Source organism: Streptomyces sp. NBC_01446 (assembly GCF_026340095.1).
GTDB lineage: Bacteria > Actinomycetota > Actinomycetes > Streptomycetales > Streptomycetaceae > Streptomyces > Streptomyces aureus.
In genome coordinates this window covers 4,609,703-4,628,590 of sequence record NZ_JAPEPO010000001.1, presented here as the reverse complement: position 1 = coordinate 4,628,590, position 18,888 = coordinate 4,609,703, and the positions used below count along the sequence as shown (strand labels likewise).

Sequence of the window (18,888 nt, the reverse complement as noted above, 5' to 3'; positions counted from 1 at the left end):
ACTCGGGGCCCACCTGGGTCGCTGGGAGGAGTTGAAGGGCCGGGGAGAGCGTTCCGACGCGGAAGACCGTGAGTACTCGGTGCTGCAGTGGTCGGCGGACTTCAGCGAACGGAAGCGTGCGATCGAGCGCGCCGAGCGCATGGCCACGCCCTGGTTCGGCGTGAATTTCGAGTGCAACGCCGCCATCAACGCCGAGGGCAAGCGCACTTGGGGCACGACAGCTCTGCGCGCGGCATGCGAGGGGCTTGACGTCCCGACGCTGATCGTGGACGGGGCGGAGGACATTCGGCCGCGCCGGGCGGTCGATTCGCTGGAACAGGCTCTTCCTCGGGTGTCGCGGAAGGTGTTGCAGGGCGCTGGGCATCTTCCGTGGGCCGAGGCACCGGACGGCTTCCGGACCGCGGTCGGCGGCTTCCTCGCCGATCGGCTGTAGCGGTCAGGCCCATGTGGCCGGCTTGTGCCAATCCGTACGTAGGTCACCCGGGCGCTGCGCGCTGTTGGCCCGTGAAACGGCTCGTGACCGAGCGGGCGAGCACCCGCCTAAGAGGCGATTGGCAGAAGTTGGCCATCGGCTGTGCGGGCCCCCACCCTCGCCGCGCGTTGGCCAGCCCCCCGCCCCGGAAGTCCGCCGGTACCGCGCCGATCCGCGTGCCGGAGTGTTCGAGTACGGCGGCGCCACCATCGGGGCCGGTCACCGGCGCGAGGGTACGTTCTGCTGGGGATGCCGGGGCGGGAGTTCACCCCCAGGCGTCGGGCGTGAGGCGGTTCCCCCTGCCTCACGCGGTCAGGACGTCCTCGTAGCGGGCGTGGGCGACCACCGCGCGTACCGCTTCGTCGACGCTCTCCAGGCCCGAGGAGATCTCGTCCGTGGTGAAGATCCGGCCGGGGCGGACCCGTGCGTAGGCGCTCCAGGTTCCCGTGCGGGACGAGATGACGTAGCCGACCGGGTAGCCGCCGGGAAGGCCGTCGTCCACGCAGACGTACACCACCTCGGCGGCGTCGCGCCGCTCCACGCTGAGGAAGAGTCCGCGTCCTTTCAGCAGGCGCTCCACAGGGCTGCTCGCTGCTTGCATGTTCCGCTCCTTCCGCAGGGGCGGCGGCCGTTCCCCGGCTACGGCCGCCGCCGGTCCAGCGCGCCCCGGCCGCCGGTGAACTCCCGGGGTCCGATGGGCACTTGCAAACCATCGCGGCACACGCTGCAATGCCAATGAAATTCTGATGATGCGCGGATCGGACGCTCGGTGAGCGTGGAGCGGAGGCTGCGGGTGGGCGACGGCTCTCGTCGGGCGGTCCGGCTCGCCGTGCTCGGACCGGTGCGTGCCTGGCGCGGCGGTACGCCGCTGCCGCTCGGCCATGTCCGGCGCCAGGCCGTCCTTGCGGCGCTGGCCCTGCGGCCCGGATTCCTCGTCAGCCACGAGCAGTTGCTCGACGGCATCTGGGGCGCCCGTCCCCCGAACTCCGGCCGCAAGGTACTGCCCAGCTACGTCTACGCGCTACGCCAGGCCCTCGACGCCGAGACCGCCGGCCCCGCACAGTCCCTGATCCGCGGGGAGCCGGGCGGTTACCGCCTCCTCGTGGGCGAGGTCCAGCTCGACGCCACGGACCTCGCCGAACACGCCGACGCCGCCCGGCGCGCGAAGGTCTCCGGCGATCCGGACACCGCCGTGGAACGGCTCTCGGCCGCGCTCGCCCTGTTCGACGGCGAACCGCTGGCCGGGCTGCCCGGACCGTTCGCCGACGTGGAGCGGCAGCGACTCCTGGAGCGGCTGCGCACCGTGCGGGTGGAACGCCTCGAGTGCCTCGTCCTGCTCGGCAGGTTCGCCGAGGCCCTCGACGGTCTCGCCACCCTGTCCGGGTCCGGCCCGTACGACGAGTCGCTCGCGGCCCTGCGCATGCGCGCCCTGTACGGCAGCGAACGGCCGGTGGACGCGCTCGGCGTCTACCGGGACATGTGCGCGCTCCTGCGCCACGAACTCGGGGTCGAACCCGGTGAGGAACTCCGGCGCGTGCAGGAGGCGGTGCTGCGCCGGGACGACGAGCGCCTCCTCGGGGCGGCCGCCCGCCGCTCCGGATACCCGGGCGACTCCGGAAGACCCGGAAACTCCGCCGCGGCCGGGCCGCCGGGGATCCGCCCCCGCCGCGCCGTCAACGAACTGCCCGGCGACGCCGGCCGCCTGGTCGGGCGGGACGCCGAGCTGGCGCAGCTGACCGCACCCTCCGCGCCCGGATCCGTGTCGGTCGTGACGGTGGACGGTACGGCGGGCGTCGGCAAGACCGCACTCGTCGTCCGCGCGGCCCGCGAGCTCAGCGACCGGTACCCGGACGGCTGCCTGTACGTGGACCTGCGCGCGCACAGCACGCGCCGGCGCCAGTCGCCGGAGCAGGCGCTCCAGCGGCTGCTGCGTTCCCTCGGCGCGGCCACCGGTGAGCTGCCCGGCGACCTCGACGAACTCACCGCCGTCTGGCGCGCGGCGACCAGCCCACTGCGGCTGCTCCTCGTCCTCGACGACGCCCTGGACGCCGACCAGATACGGCCACTGCTGCCCGCCGGGGCCGGAAGCCGCGTGCTGGTGGCGGGCCGGCGGCGCCTCGCCGGACTCGACGCCGACCGGCGCGTCACCCTGGAGCCCCTGGCGAGCGACGCCTCGGTGTCCCTGCTCACGCACCTCATCGGGGAGGAGCGCGCGGCCCGGGAGCCTCAGGCGGCGCAGCGCCTCGCCGGGCTGTGCGACGGGCTGCCGCTCGCCCTGCGCATCGCCGGATCGCGGCTGCAGAACCGGGACACGTGGACGGTGGAGTACCTGGTGGGCCGCATGGCGGGCGACGACCACCGGCTCGGCGAGCTGAGCGTCGGTGACCGCAGCGTGGAGGCGGCCTTCCGCCTGTCGTACGACCAGCTCGCCGCCGAGCAGCAGCGCGGGTTCCGCGCGCTCGGCCTCGCTCCGACGGTCGAGTTCGACGTACTGGCGTCGGCGACGCTGCTCGACCGGCCTGCTGTCGACACCGAGCGGATCCTGGAGAGCCTGGTCGACACGAGCCTGGTGCAGCAGCCGCGACCGGGCCGCTACCGGCTGCACGACCTGGTCCGCGTGCACGCCCGGCGCCTCGCGGACGCCCTCCCCGACGAGGCCGGAGCCGCGCGCCGGGCCGCACTCGGCCTCTTCCTGGACGCGGCCCGGACCGCGAGCGACTGGGGGCCTGCCGGGTTCGCCACCGGACCCCGGCTCACCGCGTCGCGCTTCGCGCACTGGCAGGAGGCCGAGGCCTGGCTGGACGGGGCAGCCGGAGAACTCGTCGACGTCGTCGGATACGCCGCGGCCCTCGGTGAGGCCGACTACGCGTGCTGGATCGCCGAGGCGCTGTGCGACTACTTCATGCGCCGGGGCCGCTATCACGAGTCCCAGACGGCTCTGGAGATCGCGCTCGCGCACGAGGGCGAGGCCACCGACCGTCGGATGGCCGCCTCGCTGCGGAACTGCGTGATGTACACCGCCGGACACCAGCGCAATTACGAAGTCGTCCTCACCTACGCGACCGAAGCCCTGGACCTCGGCCGGCGGCTCTCCCAACCGGGCGAGGAGGCGCGGGCCCTCGCCGGTCTCGGTACGGTCCATCTGCGTCGCGGCGACGGCGACGCGGCAATGCCCCCTCTCCTGGCGGCGGTCGACCTGTCACGACGGCTGCGCAACGACTGGCTCACCTGGATCGTGCTCCTCTTCCTGGGTCTCGCGCACCAGCTGGAGGGACGGGACGCGGAGGCGCTGGCCTGCTTCGACGATGCCTGCACTCACGCCGAGAAGGCCGCCAGGCCACACATGCTCGGCAGGGCCCTGAGCTGCGCCGCCGACGCCCACCTCCACTTCGGCCACTACGGTGAAGCCAAGCGGCTGCTGCGCCGGGCGATCGACCAGGTGCTGCACACCGGGGACGCCTTCCTCTGCGCCCGCAGCCTGACCCGGCTCGGCACGGCCGAGGAGGCCGAGGGAAACCCGGAGTCGGCCATCGCCCTGCACCACCAGGCCCTTCTCCTCCAGCGCCGGCTGATGTCCCCGCTCACCGAACCCAACTACGACTGGCTGGAGATGGACATCCGCAACCGGCTCGGGAGCGCCTACGCGACGGCGGGCCGCCTGCGGGAGGCGAGCCGGGAGTTCCAGGCCGTACTCGACCTGCCCGGTGGCCGTGCGCAACACACTCACGGCCCCGGCCGACGGTGACCCGGGTGGTCACCGAGCCCGCGAACCCACGTTTCTACGCGGCCTTCCCTGCCGCCGGCTCGATGTTCTGGTTGGCGTGGAACAGGTTGTTCGGGTCGTACTTGCGCTTGACCTCCGCCAGGCGGTCGTAGTTGTGGCGGTACGTCGCCTGGACGCGGTCCTGGTGCTCGTCCTCGCCGATGAAGTTCACGTAGGCGCCGCCCATCGAGTACGGGTGCAGGTCGTGCCAGTACGCCCTCGCCCACTGCTTGACCGCGTCCGCGTTCGCCGGGTCCGGGTCGATGCCCGCGATGACGCCCGACCAGACCGCTTCCCGGTAGCCCCAGGCCGTCGCGTCCTCGGAGACCCGGGCCGCGGCCGCGTTCACCGGGTAGAGGTGCATCGTCGACAGCGCGGTGGGGAGGTTCTCGGCGAACTTGACGTGTACGTCGATCGCCTCGTCCGTGATGCGGTCGAAGAAGTCACCGCGCCAGTACCACTGCAGGCCCTTGCGGAGCAGCTCGTCGAACATGCTCTGCAGCGCCGGGTACGGCATCGGTGCCGTGAACCGGAAGGCGGGCGGGCCCGCCTCCACCTCCGCCACCGCCGCGATCGCCTCGTCCGTGCGGGCCAGGTCTCCGGTCCAGCACCACACCACCCCGCACATCTTCTTGCCGTGGATCTCCTCGGGGAAGGGCGGTCCCGGCGGCACGGTCAGCGCGGCGAAGAAGCCGCTCAGGTCCTCGGGTGCCTGCGGCAGGAACTCCCGGTACCACTCCAGGACTTCACGCGTCTTCTCGACCGGCCACAGCGTCAGCGCGACGCCCACCGTGTGCACCGGATGCAGCTGGAACTTGAACGCGGTGACGATGCCGAAGTTTCCGCCGCCGCCCCTCAACGCCCAGAACAGGTCGGAGTGTTCGGTCTCGCTCGCCGTGACGAAGCTGCCGTCCGCGAGGACCATGTCCACGCTGAGCAGGCTGTCGATCGTCAGGCCGTACTTGCGCGTCAGGTGGCCGTGGCCGCCACCGAGGGTCAGGCCGCCGATGCCGGTCGTCGACATGATTCCGGCGGGAATCGCCAGGCCGAACGCGTGCGCCGCGTGGTCCAGGTCGCGGAGTTGGCTGCCGCCACCCACCCACGCCGTCTTCTGCGCGGGGTCCACGCGCACCCAGCGCATCGGTGACAGGTCGATCGTGATCGCGTCGTCGACGAGGCACAGGCCGCCGCCGCTGTGGCCACCGCCGCGGACGGCGAGTTCCAGTCCATGGTCGCGGATGAAGTCGACCGCCGTCATGACGTCCGCCGCGTCCGAGCAGCGCACCATCGCGGTCGGCTTCCGGTCGATCATCCCGTTGTAGATCTTGCGCGCCTCGTCGTACTCCGGGTCGCCCTGCGCAATGACCGGGCCACGCAGCTCGGTTCGCATCAGGCCGACGACGTCCGTGGCGGTCGGGTCCGTGGCGGTCGGGTCCGTGGCAGGGGTGCCGGTCTCGGTACTGGTACCGGTGTCGGTCTCGTTCATGGCGCTCTCCTCGACGGGACGCATCGCTGGCCGGACCGCTGTCCCCCCGTCCCGTCTTCCCGCCTCCCGGCGGGCGTCGGTGAGCGGTTCGTACGCCGGCGTGCGGGCACCCCCGTCAGCCACCGACAGACCTCATCGAGCGCCGGCTGACACTTCAAGGATCCGCCCGCCCGGCAGGCCCCGCAATCGCGGAGCACCATGAAGACATGGACGGAGCGGACCACGTCATGAACGGACCTGACGGACCTGACGGACCTGACGGTCTCGGCGGCGTCAGTCGTCCCGGCCGGCTCGCCGCCCCCGGCGAAGGCATCACGCCCGATGAACTCGCGCTCGCCACGCGTAATCACGGCCTCCCCCTCGAAGCCCTCCGTTACGACGTCACCCCGCCCGGCCTGCACTACGTCCTCGTCCACTACGACATCCCGGACGCGAGCGCCGACGACTGGCGGCTCACGGTCGACGGCCTGGTCAGGACGCCACTGACCCTCGGCCTGGCGGCCCTGAGGTCCCTGCCCGCCGTCACCCACCGCGTCACGCTGGAGTGCGCGGGCAACGGGCGCGCCCTGCTCACGCCCCGGCCCGTCAGCCAGCCCTGGCTGGTCGAGGCGGTCGGCACCGCGGACTGGACCGGTGTGCCGCTGCGCGTGCTCCTCGACGAGGCCGGGGTGGACGACGGCGCCGTCGAGGCCGTCTTCACCGGCGCCGACCACGGGGTCGAGCGCGGCGTGGAGCAGGACTACCGGCGCAGCCTGCCCCTCGCGGTGGCCGCGGGTGACGTCCTCGTCGCGTACGCGATGAACGGCGCTCCCCTGCCCCCGCAGCACGGCTACCCGCTGCGGCTCGTCGTCCCCGGCTGGTACGGCATGGCGCATGTGAAGTGGCTGCGCGGGATCACCCTCGTCGACGCCCCCTTCGACGGGTTCCAGCAGGCCGTCGCGTACCGCTTCCGCTGGGACGCCGACGATCCCGGCGAGCCCGTCACCCGGATCCTGCCGCGCGCCCTGATGATCCCGCCCGGGTTCCCCGACTTCATGTCGCGCGCCCGCGTCGTCCGCCCCGGGCCGGTACTCCTCGAAGGCCGGGCCTGGTCCGGGCACGGACCCGTGACCAGGGTCGACGTGACCACGGACGACGGCGCCACGTGGAGCGAGGCCGCGCTGGACCCGGCGGACGACGACCCGTCGGACGGAGGCCCGTCGGACGGGCACGCGGCGGCCTGGCGCCACTGGCACGCCCCGTGGACCGCCGCGCCCGGCACCCACGTCCTCGGCGCCCGCGCCACCGACGCCACCGGCCGCACCCAGCCGCTCACCCAGCCGTGGAACCGCGGCGGCTTCGCCAACAACCTCGTCCAGCGCATCCCCGTCCACTGCCTCTGACGGCCCGGTCCGGTCACGCCGGCACCGTCACCGCCGGGGCCGTCACGGGCGGGGCCGGATCCAAGGAACCTGGCGCTTCATCAGGAACCACTCCGCCGCCGTCTCCGGGCGCTCGCCCGTGTCGTGGTGGGCCAACGGGTCGTGGTGGACGCGGTCGGGCGGTAAGCGGTGCAGCATGGCCAGTTGGGTCTCCACCGTGTCGACCATGGCCGGGGGACCGCTGACGTACACGTGCGGCCACTCGGCGGGCGCGTGGCGCAGGCTCTGCGCGGTGGCGTAACGCGTCAGTTCCCGCAGGAGCGTCGCGTCCGCGTCGGACCGGTCGCGCGCGGGCAGGGCGCCGACCAGGCGCAGCCACGGGTGCGCGCCGCCGAGGAGCTCCAGGACGCCGAGGTCGTACACGTCGTCTTCCGTGCGGGCGCCGATGAGCAGCGTGGCGGTCGCGGAGCCGCGGCGGACGGCGAACTCCTCGATCAGCGCCTTGATCTGCGCCCAGCCCGTCCCCCCGGCGACGAAGAGCAGCTCCCCCTCCGGGGCTTTCGGGAGCGTCGTCGTGCCCAGTGCCGGGCCGAGGCGGACGGTGCCTCCCGGGGCGACCTCGTCGACCAGGGCGGTGCTCAGGAGGCCGCCCTCGACGCGGCGTATGTGGAAGTCGAGGGTGCCGTCGGCTCGCGGGGCGTTCGCGATCGAGTACGGGCGCCAGACCTGCGGCACCTCGGGGGCCGTCAGCGTCGCGTACTGGCCCGGCACGAAGAGGTACGGCTGGTCCGGGCGCACGGTGAGGACGGCGATGTCCTCGGCACGGCGCTCGTGGCGGAGCACCTCCGCGTTCCACCAGGCCGGTTCCGACTCCGGCACGGACTCCGCTCCGGCGATCATGATCTTGGAGATGAGTTCGTACGCCGCGCGCCAGGCGGCCTCCGTCTTGGGCGTCCAGGCGCTGCCCGAGAAGAACTTCAGGGTCGCTATCAGGCTGCGTCCGACGGCCGGGTAGTGCTCGGTGCCGGCCCCGAACTTGCGGTGGTCGAAGCCGAGCGTGCGCAGGTGGTCGACGAGGGCGTCGGTGTCCTCCAGGTTCAGGATCGCCGTGGTCAGCGCGGCGAAGAGGCGGTCGCGCTGCTCCTCCATGCGCTCCGGGAACATGGCCCGGACACCGGGGTTGTGTTTGAACAGATGGGCATAGAAGTACTTGGTCAGCGCCTCCGCGCGGCGTTCCGCGACGGCGAGGCTGGAGCGGATCAGGGCAGGGTTGAGGGCGGCGTACGGTCTAGCGCCGGTTCTCGTCGTCACTGGCCGGGGCCTCCATTCCACGATCAGGTCGGAGGCATACACACGGGCGCCATCGGGACGCCGCGCCCCTATCCTGAGGCAGCATGCAGGGGGACGCGGGAGCAACCGGAGAATTCAGGGGCGGCCGATGACGGCGTCCTCCGGTCCGCTGTTCGTCATGCCGCCTCCGGACGGGCCGCGGGACGCCTGGGTCACGCTGCCCGACGAGGGGCCCGATCCGACGGCGCTGCCCGAGGTCAGGCCGCGCGACGACCGGGGCCGGGCTGAGGCTCCCGTTGAAGCCGCCCTGGAACAGGGCGAGTTACTGGCCGGGCAGTATGAGGTCGTACGGCGTCTCGGGCGCGGCGGCATGGGCGACGTGTATCTCGCGCTCGACCGGAAGGTCGACGACCGCGAGGTCGCCGTGAAGACCCTGCGGCCGGAACAACTCGCCCCGCGGCTGGGCTCGTTGGAGGACGAGCGGCAGGCGTTCGCCGACCTCCACCACGAGGGGATCATCCCCGTCTTCAACTACGGCCGCCACGCCCGTGTCGGCCCCTTCCTCGTCCTGCCGTACGTCGACGGGCTCAACCTCGACGAGATCCGCGCACTGGCCCTGCACGACCCGGACCGGTTCGGCGGCGCCCGCTTCCACGAGTTCGTGCTCGCGTACGGGCTGCGCGTCCTGTCCGCACTCGACCATCTGCACGCGCGGCCCGGCCCCCGCAAGGTGTACGGCGACCTGAAGCCGCAGAACGTGATGCACGACGGCGCCACCACCAAGGTCATCGACGTGGGGTCCATCCGCGAGGAAGGCGCGCCCGGCCTGACGACCGAGGGCTTCCGCGCGCCGAACGTGCCGCTCGCCCCGCCCGCCCTGTCCGGCGCGTCCACCCCGCGCGATGACCTGTTCAGCCTGGGCGAGACGCTGCGCACGCTGAGCGGACTCGGCATCGGACCCCACTCGCTGGCCGAACTCGGCGCCCTGGACCGGATGCACGACGGCGACCCGGTGACGGCGCAGGCCGCCGCGCTGACCACGACCCCGGCCCCGGAAGGCCTCGGCCTCGTCTCGCTGGCCCGCGCCCTGCGCCGCGCCACCCGCCCCGAACCGGCCGAGCGGTACGCGGACGCGGGCGAGATGGCGGACCAACTGCGCGGTGGCTTCCGGGAGTTGAGGTCACTGCGGACCGGGCAGGAGACGTTCGAGCCGTCGCCGCTGTTCATGCAGTCGCCGTACGCCCTGGACGGAGCGCTCGGGGTCGCGCCGGTCCTGCCCCGGTGGGCGACTCCCGCCGGGGGCGTCCCGCCCGCCCCGCTGCACGAGCCGCCGTCCGCCGCCGATGTCGCGGCCCGTCTGCCCGTGCCGCGCCCCGACCCGCACGACGCCCACCACGACGGCCTCAGCCGCCTCGCCGACGCCGACCCCGCCGCGCTCCTCCAGCACACCGGTGACTGGCGGGACTCCCCCGAGGTGCGGCTCCTGCGGTGCAGGCTCCGGCTGCGCGTCGCCGTACGGGCCGAACGCGCGGAGGGTGAAGGGCCGGACCTGGCGTCCGCCGCCGAGGAGTTGCGCGGCGCCGTCGACGGCATCGGGCGCGACCTGTCCCGGCACGACTGGCGCATCGACTGGCACCGCGGCCTCCTCGACCTCGCCGCCGGCGACGTGGCGTCCGCGCGCGACTACTTCGACCAGGTCTACGGCGCCATCCCCGGCGAGTACGCGCCCAAGCTCGCCCTCGGCCACTGCGCCGAGCGGCTCGGCCACTGGCACGAGGCGCTGACCTTCTACGAGGCCGTACGGCTGCGCAACCCCTCGCTCGGCAGCGCGGCGTTCGGCGCGGCACGGGCCCGCCTCGCGCTCGGGGGCGCCACCCCCGACGCGTACGCCATCGAGGCGCTCGACGCGGTGCCGCAGCACTCGCGCCACCGCACCGGCGCGCGCACCGCGACGGTACGCGTCGCCGTCGAGTACGCGACGACGGCCGACGGGCTGCGCACCGCGCTCACCAGGCTCGCCCGCCTCTTCAACGAGCACGGGCTCACCGACGAACAGGCCCGCGTACGGATGAAGGCCGAGGTGTGGGAGGCCGCGCAGCGCCTCGTGGCGGACGGGACGGTGGGGGCGGAGGCGCTCGGGCGGCTCTCGGCGGCGGCGGCCCGGCGCGACCAGGACGCGCGGGACGCGGGCGGACGGCTCGAATTCCCGGACGAGGACATCACGTTGAGGCGTCAGCTCTCGCAGTTCTACCGGGCGCTCGCCCGGCAGGCCGCCCGCTCCGACAGCCCGCACGCCGAGGCCGTCGCCGAACGCCTTCTGGACCGCGCCTACTTGGTCAGGCCCCTCGGGCTGTGGCACCGCCGAGACCGGTCCCGGCCGCCCTTCCTGCGGCCCTGGCCCACCGGACGGCGACCGGCGGCGGACCGGTGACGTCCACGCGGGGGCGGTCCCGGCGGGCAGCGGCGTCGGCGAAGCGTTTCGCCCGCGCCGCGCTCAAGGGCGCGCGCATGCTGTGGCGGTACGCGTGGGCCCCGCCGGTGCGGGCCACGGGCCGGCCGGGCCCACGGGCCGCGGACCCGCCCCGCAACCGCGCCTACCTCCACGACCGGCTCGTCGCCCTCCCCCTCCTCGCCGCCGTCGCCTTCGCCGGACTCGGCTTCACCGCCGCGTCCCTGCGCGACGACTCCGCCGAGATCCGCAGCCACATCGCGCCCGCGCTGCGCGACCTGGCCGACGCGCGGATCTCGCTGCGCATCGCCCAGCGGGAGGCCGAGGTGAGCCTCGACGCCGGGGACGCCGTCGAGCTGAGCGGGCTCACCCCCCGTTACGGCTCCCGGATCACCGGCGCGGCCCAGGACCTCAGCCAGGTCGCGCGCAGCGGCGCCCTGACCGCCGCCGAGCGCCAGGAACTCGACGTCGTCTCCGGCCTCGTCGACGGCTACGAGCGCTGGATCGCCTGGGCCCAGACGAACGTCTCCGACGAGTCCCTGCGCAAGGCCGGACTCTCCTACGCCCAGAGCATGCTCTGCTCACCCGATCCCGGCGACACCTACGAACCCGCCACCGACCGCTACGCCACCTACCCCCGCTGCGCACCCGTCACCGGCAGCGACGGGACGACCGTCGTCGACCGCATCTCGGACCTCGAACGCGCCCTGCGCGACCGTCTGGAGGCGCGCGCCGCGCTCGGTCCCGCCGCCGTCACCGCCGCCGCCGTGTCGGCCCTCGCGTTCGTGCTGCTGATCGCCGGCCTGTGGCGCACCCTGCGTTTCCTGCGGGTCCGCTTCCGCATCTCGGCCAGCGTGCCGCTCCTCGCCGCCGCGCTGCCGCTGCTCGCCGCGCCCGCGATCGCCCTCGACGGGCTGTACGCGTACACCGCCCAGGAGGACACCGTGCCGATCGCCCGCAGCCTGTACGCGGTGACCTCGCCGGACACCGAGGTCGCCGTCGAGGAGCGCCGCATCGACCCGCCCGGTGACACCGCCGTCGTCACGCTCGCCGACTCGATGGACGACGTCCTGGACAACGGCCGGCTCGCCGCCGTCGACGGGGTGGCCCCCTGGGTGACGCCCGCCGGACTGCTCGTCGCCGCCGTCACCGGCGTCACCCTCCACGCCTACCGGCGCGAGTATCTGCTCGTGGGGCGCCCGGGGACCGCCGTATGAGGCGCCGGACCAGGGTGCTCCGGCTCGCGCTCGCCGCCTGCCTGCTCGCCCTCGCCGCGCTCACCGGCGGCTGCGCGGGCGGCGACGCGCACCGGACCGTCGTCGTACTCGGGCCGTGGACCGGACCCGAGGGCGCCGCGTTCGAGGACGCCCTCGCCCGCCTGTCGCACCGCAGCGGTCACCACTACGTCTACAAGGGCACCCGCTCCCTGCGCGAGACCCTCGTCGCGCAGCTGGAGGCCGGCGCCCCGCCCGACGTCGCGATCCTCAACAGCATCGGCGAGCTCACCGAGTACGCGGCCGACGGCAAACTCGAACCACTGTCCCCACAGGCCGCCGAACGCGGCTACCCGCCCTGGTCCCCCACCCTCACCCTCGACGGCAGGCACCGCACCTACTGGGTGCCGCTGCGGGTCAACCTCAAGAGCGTGGTGTGGAGCAAGCGCGCCACCGGGCCCAAGGCGCCCGACTGGTGCGTGGGCATGGCCGCGCAGGCCACCTCCGGATGGCCCGGCACCGACTGGATCGAGGACATCCTCCTCCACCAGGCGGGCCCCGACACGTACACGCGGTGGGCCACCGGCCGCCTCGACTGGAAGCACGACCCGGCCGTGCGTCGCGCATTCACGACCTGGTCCGAGATCCTCGGCCCACGGTCGCCGAAGTCCGTCGAACGCTCCCTGACCATGTCGTTCGAGGGCACACCCGACCCCAGGCACCCGAACGCCCCCAAGCGCGGACTCCTCGGCGGCTCCCTCCCGGGCTGCACCCACGAACACCAGGGCTCCTTCATCCGCTCCCTCTACCCCGGCGCCATGGCGGACAACACCCTGCGCGTGGAGCCGGCCGCGCGGTTCCTGCACGGGCGGGCCGCGTACAAGGACACGTACGAGGTGTCGGGCGACATGGCCACCGTGCTCACGGACAACCCGGCGGCACAGGACCTCGTGACGCTCCTGACCAGCGAGGACGGCCGCAAGACCTGGTCACGGTCAACGGACGCGCACCTGCGGCCCTTCTTCCCCGACGCGACCGACCCCCGGCCGGACGACCCGACCGGCCGGGCCGTCGCCTCGTATCTGACCCGCGACGCGGACACCCTGTGCTTCGACGCGTCGGACGTCATGCCGCCTGTGCTGCGCGACGCGTTCTACCGGGCCGTCCTGACGTACTTCCAGGACCCGCGGACGGGGACGCTCGACACGCTCCTCGGGCAGCTGGAGACCGTGCGCAGCCAGATCGCCGGAACACCGTCGGGCCGGTCGGGACAGGTGCACGCGCCGGACGACATCTGCGCGTCGCCGGGCGGCTAGCGGCGTCTGACTCCGACTGCACTGCGTAGATTTGCCGCAAACATCAGGGGCGCGTCAACCAACTCTCGGGCCACGGCTAGCGTCTTTCCGAACACAATTGCCCGTCCGACCGGAACGGAACGCCGCAGTGGCCTCTGCCGAACTGTCTCCACCCCCTGCCGCACGCGCGCGCCGGTCCCCGGACATCCCCGAGCCCTGGCACGGCCGGCACCGTACCGCCCTGCTCGTCACCGCCTGCATACTGCCGCTGCACGTCCTGTGGCTGGCGTTCCTCGCGACCGGCGGCGGCGACCTCGCGGCACAGGTGGCGTGGGCCGAGTTCGCCAAGATGTACCCGGGCTCCGCGTACAACCTGTTCTGGTACGGCGGCCTCCACATCGCCAACTACAGCCTCATCTCGCCCTACCTGATGGCACTGTTCGGCGTCGTCCCCGTCACGCTCCTGTCCGGTGTCTCGTCCACCTGGCTCGCCGCGTCGATCGTCGAGCGCACCGGCATCCGAAGACCACTGTGGCCGGCCCTCGTGGTCGGGTTCTCGCTGTGGTGCCAGGTCGTGTCGGGGCGCTCGACGTTCATGCTGGGCGTGGCCTTCGGACTCGGCGCCGTCCTCGCGCACATGAACGGCCGGCGCACCGTCATCGCCGCGGTGTGCGCCGCGCTGTCCACGATGGCGAGCCCCGTCGCCGGGCTCTTCCTCGTCGTGGCCGGCGCCGCGTGGCTCCTGGACCGGCAGTGGGGCAAGGCCCTGTCGCTGCTCCTGCCGCCGGTCCTCATCGTGGGCGTGACGACCTGGCTGTTCCCGTTCAAGGGCGAACAGCCCATGCCGTTCGGGCGGATCTTCCCGCCCCTCGTCCTGTGCGCGGTCGTCCTGGTGTGCGCGCCCCGCGCCTGGCGCGTGGCACGCCTCGGCACCGGCGTGTACGCGCTCGGCGTGGTGCTCACCTATCTGATCGCCACCCCGATCGGCACGAACGTGGAGCGGCTCACGGAGATCGTGGGGCCCGCGCTGCTCCTCGCCGCCGTGATGAACCGGGACCGCGGGCCCCGCTACGACGGCAGACTCGGCGGGTTCTTCCCGCCACACCGGCAGCGCGTGATGTGCATCGTCGCCATCGTCCTCTCCCTCGGCTGGCTGTCCGGCAAGACCATCGCCGATGTCGTCGCCAACACCGAGGTCCCCGAGTGGGCGATCAAGACCGACGGCGTCGTCTCCACGCTCAAGAAGCTCGGCGCCGAACGCACCCGTGTGGAGGTCGTCCCCGCCCGCGACCACCGCGAGGCGGCCGTCCTCGCGCCCTACATCAACCTGGCGCGCGGCTGGAACCGGCAGGCCGACGTCGAGCGCGGACGGCTCTTCTACGAGGGACACGGCGGCACCGACGTGCCCGAGGGCGCCTTCTCCTCCGCCTCGTACCACGCGTGGCTCTCCGAGTGGGCCGTCGGCTTCGTCGTCGTCTACAACGGCGAGCCGGACGGCCCCGCGGAGCTGGAGCACAAGCTGGTGTCCAGTGAGCCGGACTACCTCGAATCGGTGTGGCAGGACACCAACTGGCGGATCTACCGCGTGAAGAACGCGGTGCCGCTGGTGGACTCGCCCGGCTCGGTGGTCCGCTCCGACGGCGCCAACCTCGTCGTACGGATGCCGAAGGCCGGCTCGATCATCGTGCGGATCGCGTACTCGCCGTGGCTGTGGGCGGACACCGGGTGCCTGCGCGAGGAGGGCGAGTTCACGCGCCTGACGGTGAAGGAGCCGGGCGACGTCCAGATCAGCTCGCAGTACGGGGGGCCGTCCGGCAAGACGGCACCCAAGTGCGTGCCGCCGAAGACGAAGTGAGCGGTCCTCCGACGCAGGCGCCCCCACGGCTGTGCCGTGGGGGCGCTTGCGCGTGAGGTCGGCCGGGAAGTCAGCCGACGCGGGTGAGCTTCGCGCCGAAGCCGGGTTCGGCCAGGTCCTTCTGGAGGGCGACCGGGACGGTGACCGCACCGCCCGAACCGTCTCCGACCTTCAGCTCGCCGACCTGCGTACCGGCCTTCGCGCTGTGCGGGATGGCTGCGCCCTTGGCGCCGTCCGCCAGCTCCAGCTTCACCGTCAGGCCCGCCCAGCCGACCGCCGAGACGTTCTTCGTCACCACGACCGGGGTCTGCCCGCCGAGCCCGTCGTCCACGTAGCCGACGACGTCGCCCTTCTTCAGGATCGTCGACGCCTTCACGGCGTCCTGCGCCGCGAGCATCGCCGTCTTGCTGACCGCGTTCACGGTGTCGATGATCGGCGCCCGGTGCTGCCCGAGGATCGCGCCGACGACCGTCACGGTCTCGCCGCCGGCGTCCTTCGTCGCGGCGAAGAGCAGGTTGCCGCCGGCCTTGGTCGTCGAACCGGTCTTCACGCCGACCGCGTTGTTGTACGGGACGAGGCGGTTGTAGTTCTGCCACGTCTTGCCCGACGGGTCCTTCCACGTCGGCAGCTTGGTGATGTCCATCAGGGCCTGGATCTTCACCAGCTCGTTGCCGAGCTTGACCTGGTCCTGAGCGGTGGAGACGGTCGTCTCCTTCAGCCCGGACGGGTCGGTGTACGTCGTGCCGGTCATGCCGAGGTCCTTGGCGGCGGCGTTCATCTTCTTGACGAACGCCTCCTCGGAACCGGTGTCCCAACGGGCCAGCAGCCGCGCGATGTTGTTCGCGGACGGAATCATGATGGCCGAAAGGGCGTCCTTCTGGCTGAGCTTGTCGCCCTCCTTGACGGTGTTCAGCGTCGACTCTCCCTCGGAGTCGTAGCCGCCCTCCTTCTCCGCCTTCGCGTCCACGTCGATGGACGGACCGTCCTTGCCCGGCTGCAGCGGGTGGTCCTTGAGCACGACGTACGCCGTCATGGCCTTGGCCACGGACCCGATCGGTACGGGCTTCTGCTCGCCGAACCCGTCCATCGAGCCGATACCGCTGACGTCCATCGCGCCCTGACCCTCGGCCGGCCACGGCAGCGAGACCTTGTCCCCGTCGAACGCGAACGTCGACTTGGCGGTCAGCGCCAGCGTGGGCGCGGGCAGCGGTCGTACGGCCTGTACGACCGCAAACACGACGGCGAGCAGCAGGACGATCGGCGTCCAGATCTTGACCCTGCGCACGGCCGTGCGGACCGGGGTCTCCGCGGGCGGCGGCGTGTTCGTGAGCTCGGCCAGGAGGTCGAGCGGGGGCAGCGGCGGGAGCGGCTGCTGGGTGGTGCGCTCGGGCCCGACGTAGGGCTTCGCGGGCGGCGGGGCGGTGGGCTGCGCCTTGGACTGTGCCTCGGGCTGCGCCTTGGGCTTGGCCGGGGTGCCCGAATCGAGCCCCTTGAGGGGCACGAACTTGCTGGTGCGCTCGGCATCGGACTCGGCCTTGCCCGCACCGGCGGGCTTGGACCCGAGCGACTTGAGCATCTGGGTCGGCTGGTCGACGGGCGGCTTGACGGCCTTGAAGACGGCGGTGGCCTGGTCGACGGGGGGCTTGGCATCGCCACCGGCGGGCTTCGCGTCGGCGGGCGCCTTGGCCTCGCCGGCGGGTGCCTTGGCCTCGTCGGCCGGCTTCGCGTCAGCCTTCGCGTCGTCGGCCGGCTTCGCGTCAGCCGGTGCCTTCGCGTCGTCGGACGACTTGACGTCGACAGGCGTCTTGGCCTCGTCGGCAGGCGTCTTGGCCTCGTCGGCCGACTTCGCGTCGGCGTCGGGCGCCTCGGCTTCCGGTGCCTCAGAGGCATCGGCCGGCTCGGCGTCGTCGCTGGTTGCCTCGGGGGCGTCAGCCGATTCGGCGTCCGCGTCGTCGCCGGACCCCTCGGGGGCGTCCGCGGCCTCGGCGTCGGCCGAGTCCTCAGCGGCGTCGGCCACGGCGTCATCGCCGTCACCGTCGTCCTCCGCCGCGTCCGACGCTGTGTCTGCCGCCTCCGGCTCGTCCGCCTCGGACTCCTCCGCGGCACTCTCCGCCACGTCAGCGGCACCGTCACCGGCCGCCTCGGGCCCGTCGGCGGCGCCGTCCCGCGGACCGGACACCCAGGCCGCCACAGCGGCACGCAGGCGCGCGTCGCCCGCCTCGTCGCCGGCGCCCGGCTCCGTACCGTCCTCGGAACCCGCCTCGGGCTCCGAGTCCGCCCCGGAATCCGATGCCGACGCCGAACCGGTAGCCGGGCCCGAGTCCTCCGCGCCGGAGGCATCCGCGTCCGAATCCGAATCCGAGCCCGCCGGGGAATTCTCCGCCGAACCCGAACCCGAACCCGATTCCGTCGCCGCCGGAACGTCCCGGACGGAGAACACCGCCGTCGCCTGATCGACCCGCTCCGGCGACTGCCTCGCCATCGCCAGCCTCGGGTCCCGTTCCTCCGGGATCGGTCCTCCCGACGACTCCTGCTGCTTCGACCTGTCGGGGGTCCCCGCCACCGATGCCTCCTCGCTACGCGCCACGCGCTACGCCGCTGCTGTCCGAACCATGTACCAGTGTCCTGTGTGGGGGCTTCACCCACGTGGTAGACGAGAACGACATACCTACTGGTTCCCGTACATAGCACCCACGCACCCTCGACAGACCAATGTGAGAGGGGTCACCCTGTCATTCATCCACGCGGGGAGGCATGGATGGGCAGGAGCCGCAGAACAATTCCGGAGGAGCTTCTGCTGCTCGCTCTGGACCCGGCCACGGGTACCACAGCGCAGCCGCAGTCGCTCGACCTAGGTCTGGCCGGAGCACAGCTAGTAGAGCTGGCGCTGGCCGGACGGATAGCCCCAGACGGGGATCGTATCGCCGTGGTGGCACCACGGCCGACCGGAGATCCGACTTTGGACTGCGCACTGGAGTTGCTGCGAAGGCGCGGCACCCCGGTACGCGCGGTGCACTGGATCGGCGGGCCCCGACTGGGGCTGCGCCAGACGTATCTCTCGCATCTGGAAAGGTGCGGCATGGTCCATGCCGTGGCCGGCCAGATGTGCGGGGTGCTGCCGACGACTCGCTACCAGGCGACGGAGACGGCCATCAGCCGGGAGATCAGGTCCCGGCTGGACAGCGCGATCCGTACCGGGGTACCGCCGGACCCACGGACCGCGGCGCTCGCCGCACTGGCCCACGCGGTCGGACTCGGCAAGCACCTGTATCCGGGGAACGAGGGACGATCGTCCCGCTCCCGGCTGCGGGACCTGATCAGGCACGACCCCATGGGCGGCCTCGTGGCGCACGCCGTGATGGACGTCCAGAACGGCGTGGCCGCTCAGCCACGCCGCAGCCCGGCCCCGCCGGGCAGGGGAGCGCCGGAGCCCGGCAGGGTTCCGATGCAGCCGCATCACGGGCCGATGGCCCGCGCCGTGGCGCACTGAGCACCGCACCAACTGAACAGCCCGCACCGCAACAGCGCCGCACCGCAGTCCCCAAAGACCGGTCCGGGAGCCGCTGAGCCGCGCGGGGTGCCGGATCCGGACGTCGGGACGACGCCACGGACCGGCGCCCCGCGCGGCCGCATGTCCGGCCACGCCGACCACACGTCCGCCCGCACGTCCGGCCGCATGCCCAACTGTCGTGCCCGCTGCGCA

General features: G+C 72.8%; 12 protein-coding genes. 8 read left to right on the top strand and 4 right to left on the bottom strand.

The window, feature by feature from the left end:
- Nucleotides 1–31: 31 nt before the first annotated feature.
- Nucleotides 32–433 carry an alpha/beta hydrolase gene (locus tag OG456_RS20830; RefSeq protein ID WP_323136341.1) on the top strand — a complete coding sequence of 134 codons (402 nt, stop codon included), beginning with the start codon at nt 32–34 and terminating at the stop codon, nt 431–433.
- 343 nt (nt 434–776) lie between these two features.
- On the opposite strand, the gene OG456_RS20825 is transcribed toward OG456_RS20830, so the two are convergent.
- The gene (locus OG456_RS20825; RefSeq protein ID WP_266563168.1) at nt 777–1,073 is read right to left on the bottom strand and encodes a hypothetical protein; all 297 of its coding nucleotides are present in this window, start codon (nt 1,071–1,073) and stop codon (nt 777–779) included.
- A gap of 174 nt (nt 1,074–1,247) precedes the next feature.
- On the opposite strand from OG456_RS20825, the gene OG456_RS20820 reads away from it, so the two are divergent.
- Complete coding sequence (locus tag OG456_RS20820; protein ID WP_266563166.1) at nt 1,248–4,217, top strand: BTAD domain-containing putative transcriptional regulator; 2,970 nt, start codon at nt 1,248–1,250, stop codon at nt 4,215–4,217.
- 34 nt (nt 4,218–4,251) lie between these two features.
- Here the strand turns inward: OG456_RS20820 and OG456_RS20815 are convergent, their stop codons facing one another.
- The gene (locus OG456_RS20815; RefSeq protein WP_266569359.1) at nt 4,252–5,625 is read right to left on the bottom strand and encodes an FAD-binding oxidoreductase; all 1,374 of its coding nucleotides are present in this window, start codon (nt 5,623–5,625) and stop codon (nt 4,252–4,254) included.
- Between the two features lie 323 nt (nt 5,626–5,948).
- Between OG456_RS20815 and OG456_RS20810 the strand changes: the two genes are divergently transcribed.
- Nucleotides 5,949–7,103: a sulfite oxidase gene (locus OG456_RS20810; RefSeq protein ID WP_266569358.1), complete on the top strand. Its 1,155-nt coding sequence runs from the start codon at nt 5,949–5,951 to the stop codon at nt 7,101–7,103.
- Nucleotides 7,104–7,145: 42 nt separating this feature from the next.
- Here the strand turns inward: OG456_RS20810 and OG456_RS20805 are convergent, their stop codons facing one another.
- On the bottom strand, nt 7,146–8,393 hold the full coding sequence (locus tag OG456_RS20805) for a globin domain-containing protein (protein WP_266563164.1): 1,248 nt from the start codon (nt 8,391–8,393) through the stop codon (nt 7,146–7,148).
- A gap of 127 nt (nt 8,394–8,520) precedes the next feature.
- Between OG456_RS20805 and OG456_RS20800 the strand changes: the two genes are divergently transcribed.
- The 4 genes from OG456_RS20800 (at nt 8,521) to OG456_RS20785 (ending at nt 15,185) form a co-directional block, all read left to right on the top strand.
- Nucleotides 8,521–10,803, top strand: a complete 2,283-nt coding sequence (locus OG456_RS20800; RefSeq protein WP_266563162.1) for a serine/threonine protein kinase — start codon at nt 8,521–8,523, stop codon at nt 10,801–10,803.
- On the top strand, nt 10,800–12,038 hold the full coding sequence (locus OG456_RS20795) for a hypothetical protein (RefSeq protein ID WP_266563160.1): 1,239 nt from the start codon (nt 10,800–10,802) through the stop codon (nt 12,036–12,038). The genes OG456_RS20800 and OG456_RS20795 overlap by 4 nt, the downstream gene beginning before the upstream one ends.
- Nucleotides 12,035–13,351: an extracellular solute-binding protein gene (locus tag OG456_RS20790; protein ID WP_266563158.1), complete on the top strand. Its 1,317-nt coding sequence runs from the start codon at nt 12,035–12,037 to the stop codon at nt 13,349–13,351. Before OG456_RS20795 ends, OG456_RS20790 begins: the two co-directional genes overlap by 4 nt.
- A gap of 184 nt (nt 13,352–13,535) precedes the next feature.
- A complete protein-coding gene (locus OG456_RS20785; RefSeq protein ID WP_266569357.1) occupies nt 13,536–15,185 on the top strand; it encodes a hypothetical protein in 1,650 nt (549 codons plus the stop codon).
- Nucleotides 15,186–15,255: 70 nt separating this feature from the next.
- On the opposite strand, the gene OG456_RS20780 is transcribed toward OG456_RS20785, so the two are convergent.
- Nucleotides 15,256–17,748, bottom strand: coding sequence for a D-alanyl-D-alanine carboxypeptidase (locus OG456_RS20780; protein ID WP_266563156.1), 2,493 nt, complete (start codon nt 17,746–17,748; stop codon nt 15,256–15,258).
- Nucleotides 17,749–17,943: 195 nt separating this feature from the next.
- Between OG456_RS20780 and OG456_RS20775 the strand changes: the two genes are divergently transcribed.
- Nucleotides 17,944–18,675 carry a GPP34 family phosphoprotein gene (locus OG456_RS20775; RefSeq protein ID WP_266563154.1) on the top strand — a complete coding sequence of 244 codons (732 nt, stop codon included), beginning with the start codon at nt 17,944–17,946 and terminating at the stop codon, nt 18,673–18,675.
- Nucleotides 18,676–18,888 lie beyond the last annotated feature (213 nt).

What these genes read in the sequence shown, in the direction of transcription:
- OG456_RS20825 (WP_266563168.1), bottom strand. Translation starts at nt 1,073, where the DNA reads ATGCAAGCAGCGAGCAGCCCTGTGGAGCGCCTGCTGAAAGGACGCGGA.
- OG456_RS20815 (WP_266569359.1), bottom strand. Translation starts at nt 5,625, where the DNA reads ATGCGAACCGAGCTGCGTGGCCCGGTCATTGCGCAGGGCGACCCGGAG.
- OG456_RS20810 (WP_266569358.1), top strand. Translation starts at nt 5,949, where the DNA reads ATGAACGGACCTGACGGACCTGACGGACCTGACGGTCTCGGCGGCGTC.
- OG456_RS20800 (WP_266563162.1), top strand. Translation starts at nt 8,521, where the DNA reads ATGACGGCGTCCTCCGGTCCGCTGTTCGTCATGCCGCCTCCGGACGGG.
- OG456_RS20790 (WP_266563158.1), top strand. Translation starts at nt 12,035, where the DNA reads ATGAGGCGCCGGACCAGGGTGCTCCGGCTCGCGCTCGCCGCCTGCCTG.
- OG456_RS20775 (WP_266563154.1), top strand. Translation starts at nt 17,944, where the DNA reads ATGGGCAGGAGCCGCAGAACAATTCCGGAGGAGCTTCTGCTGCTCGCT.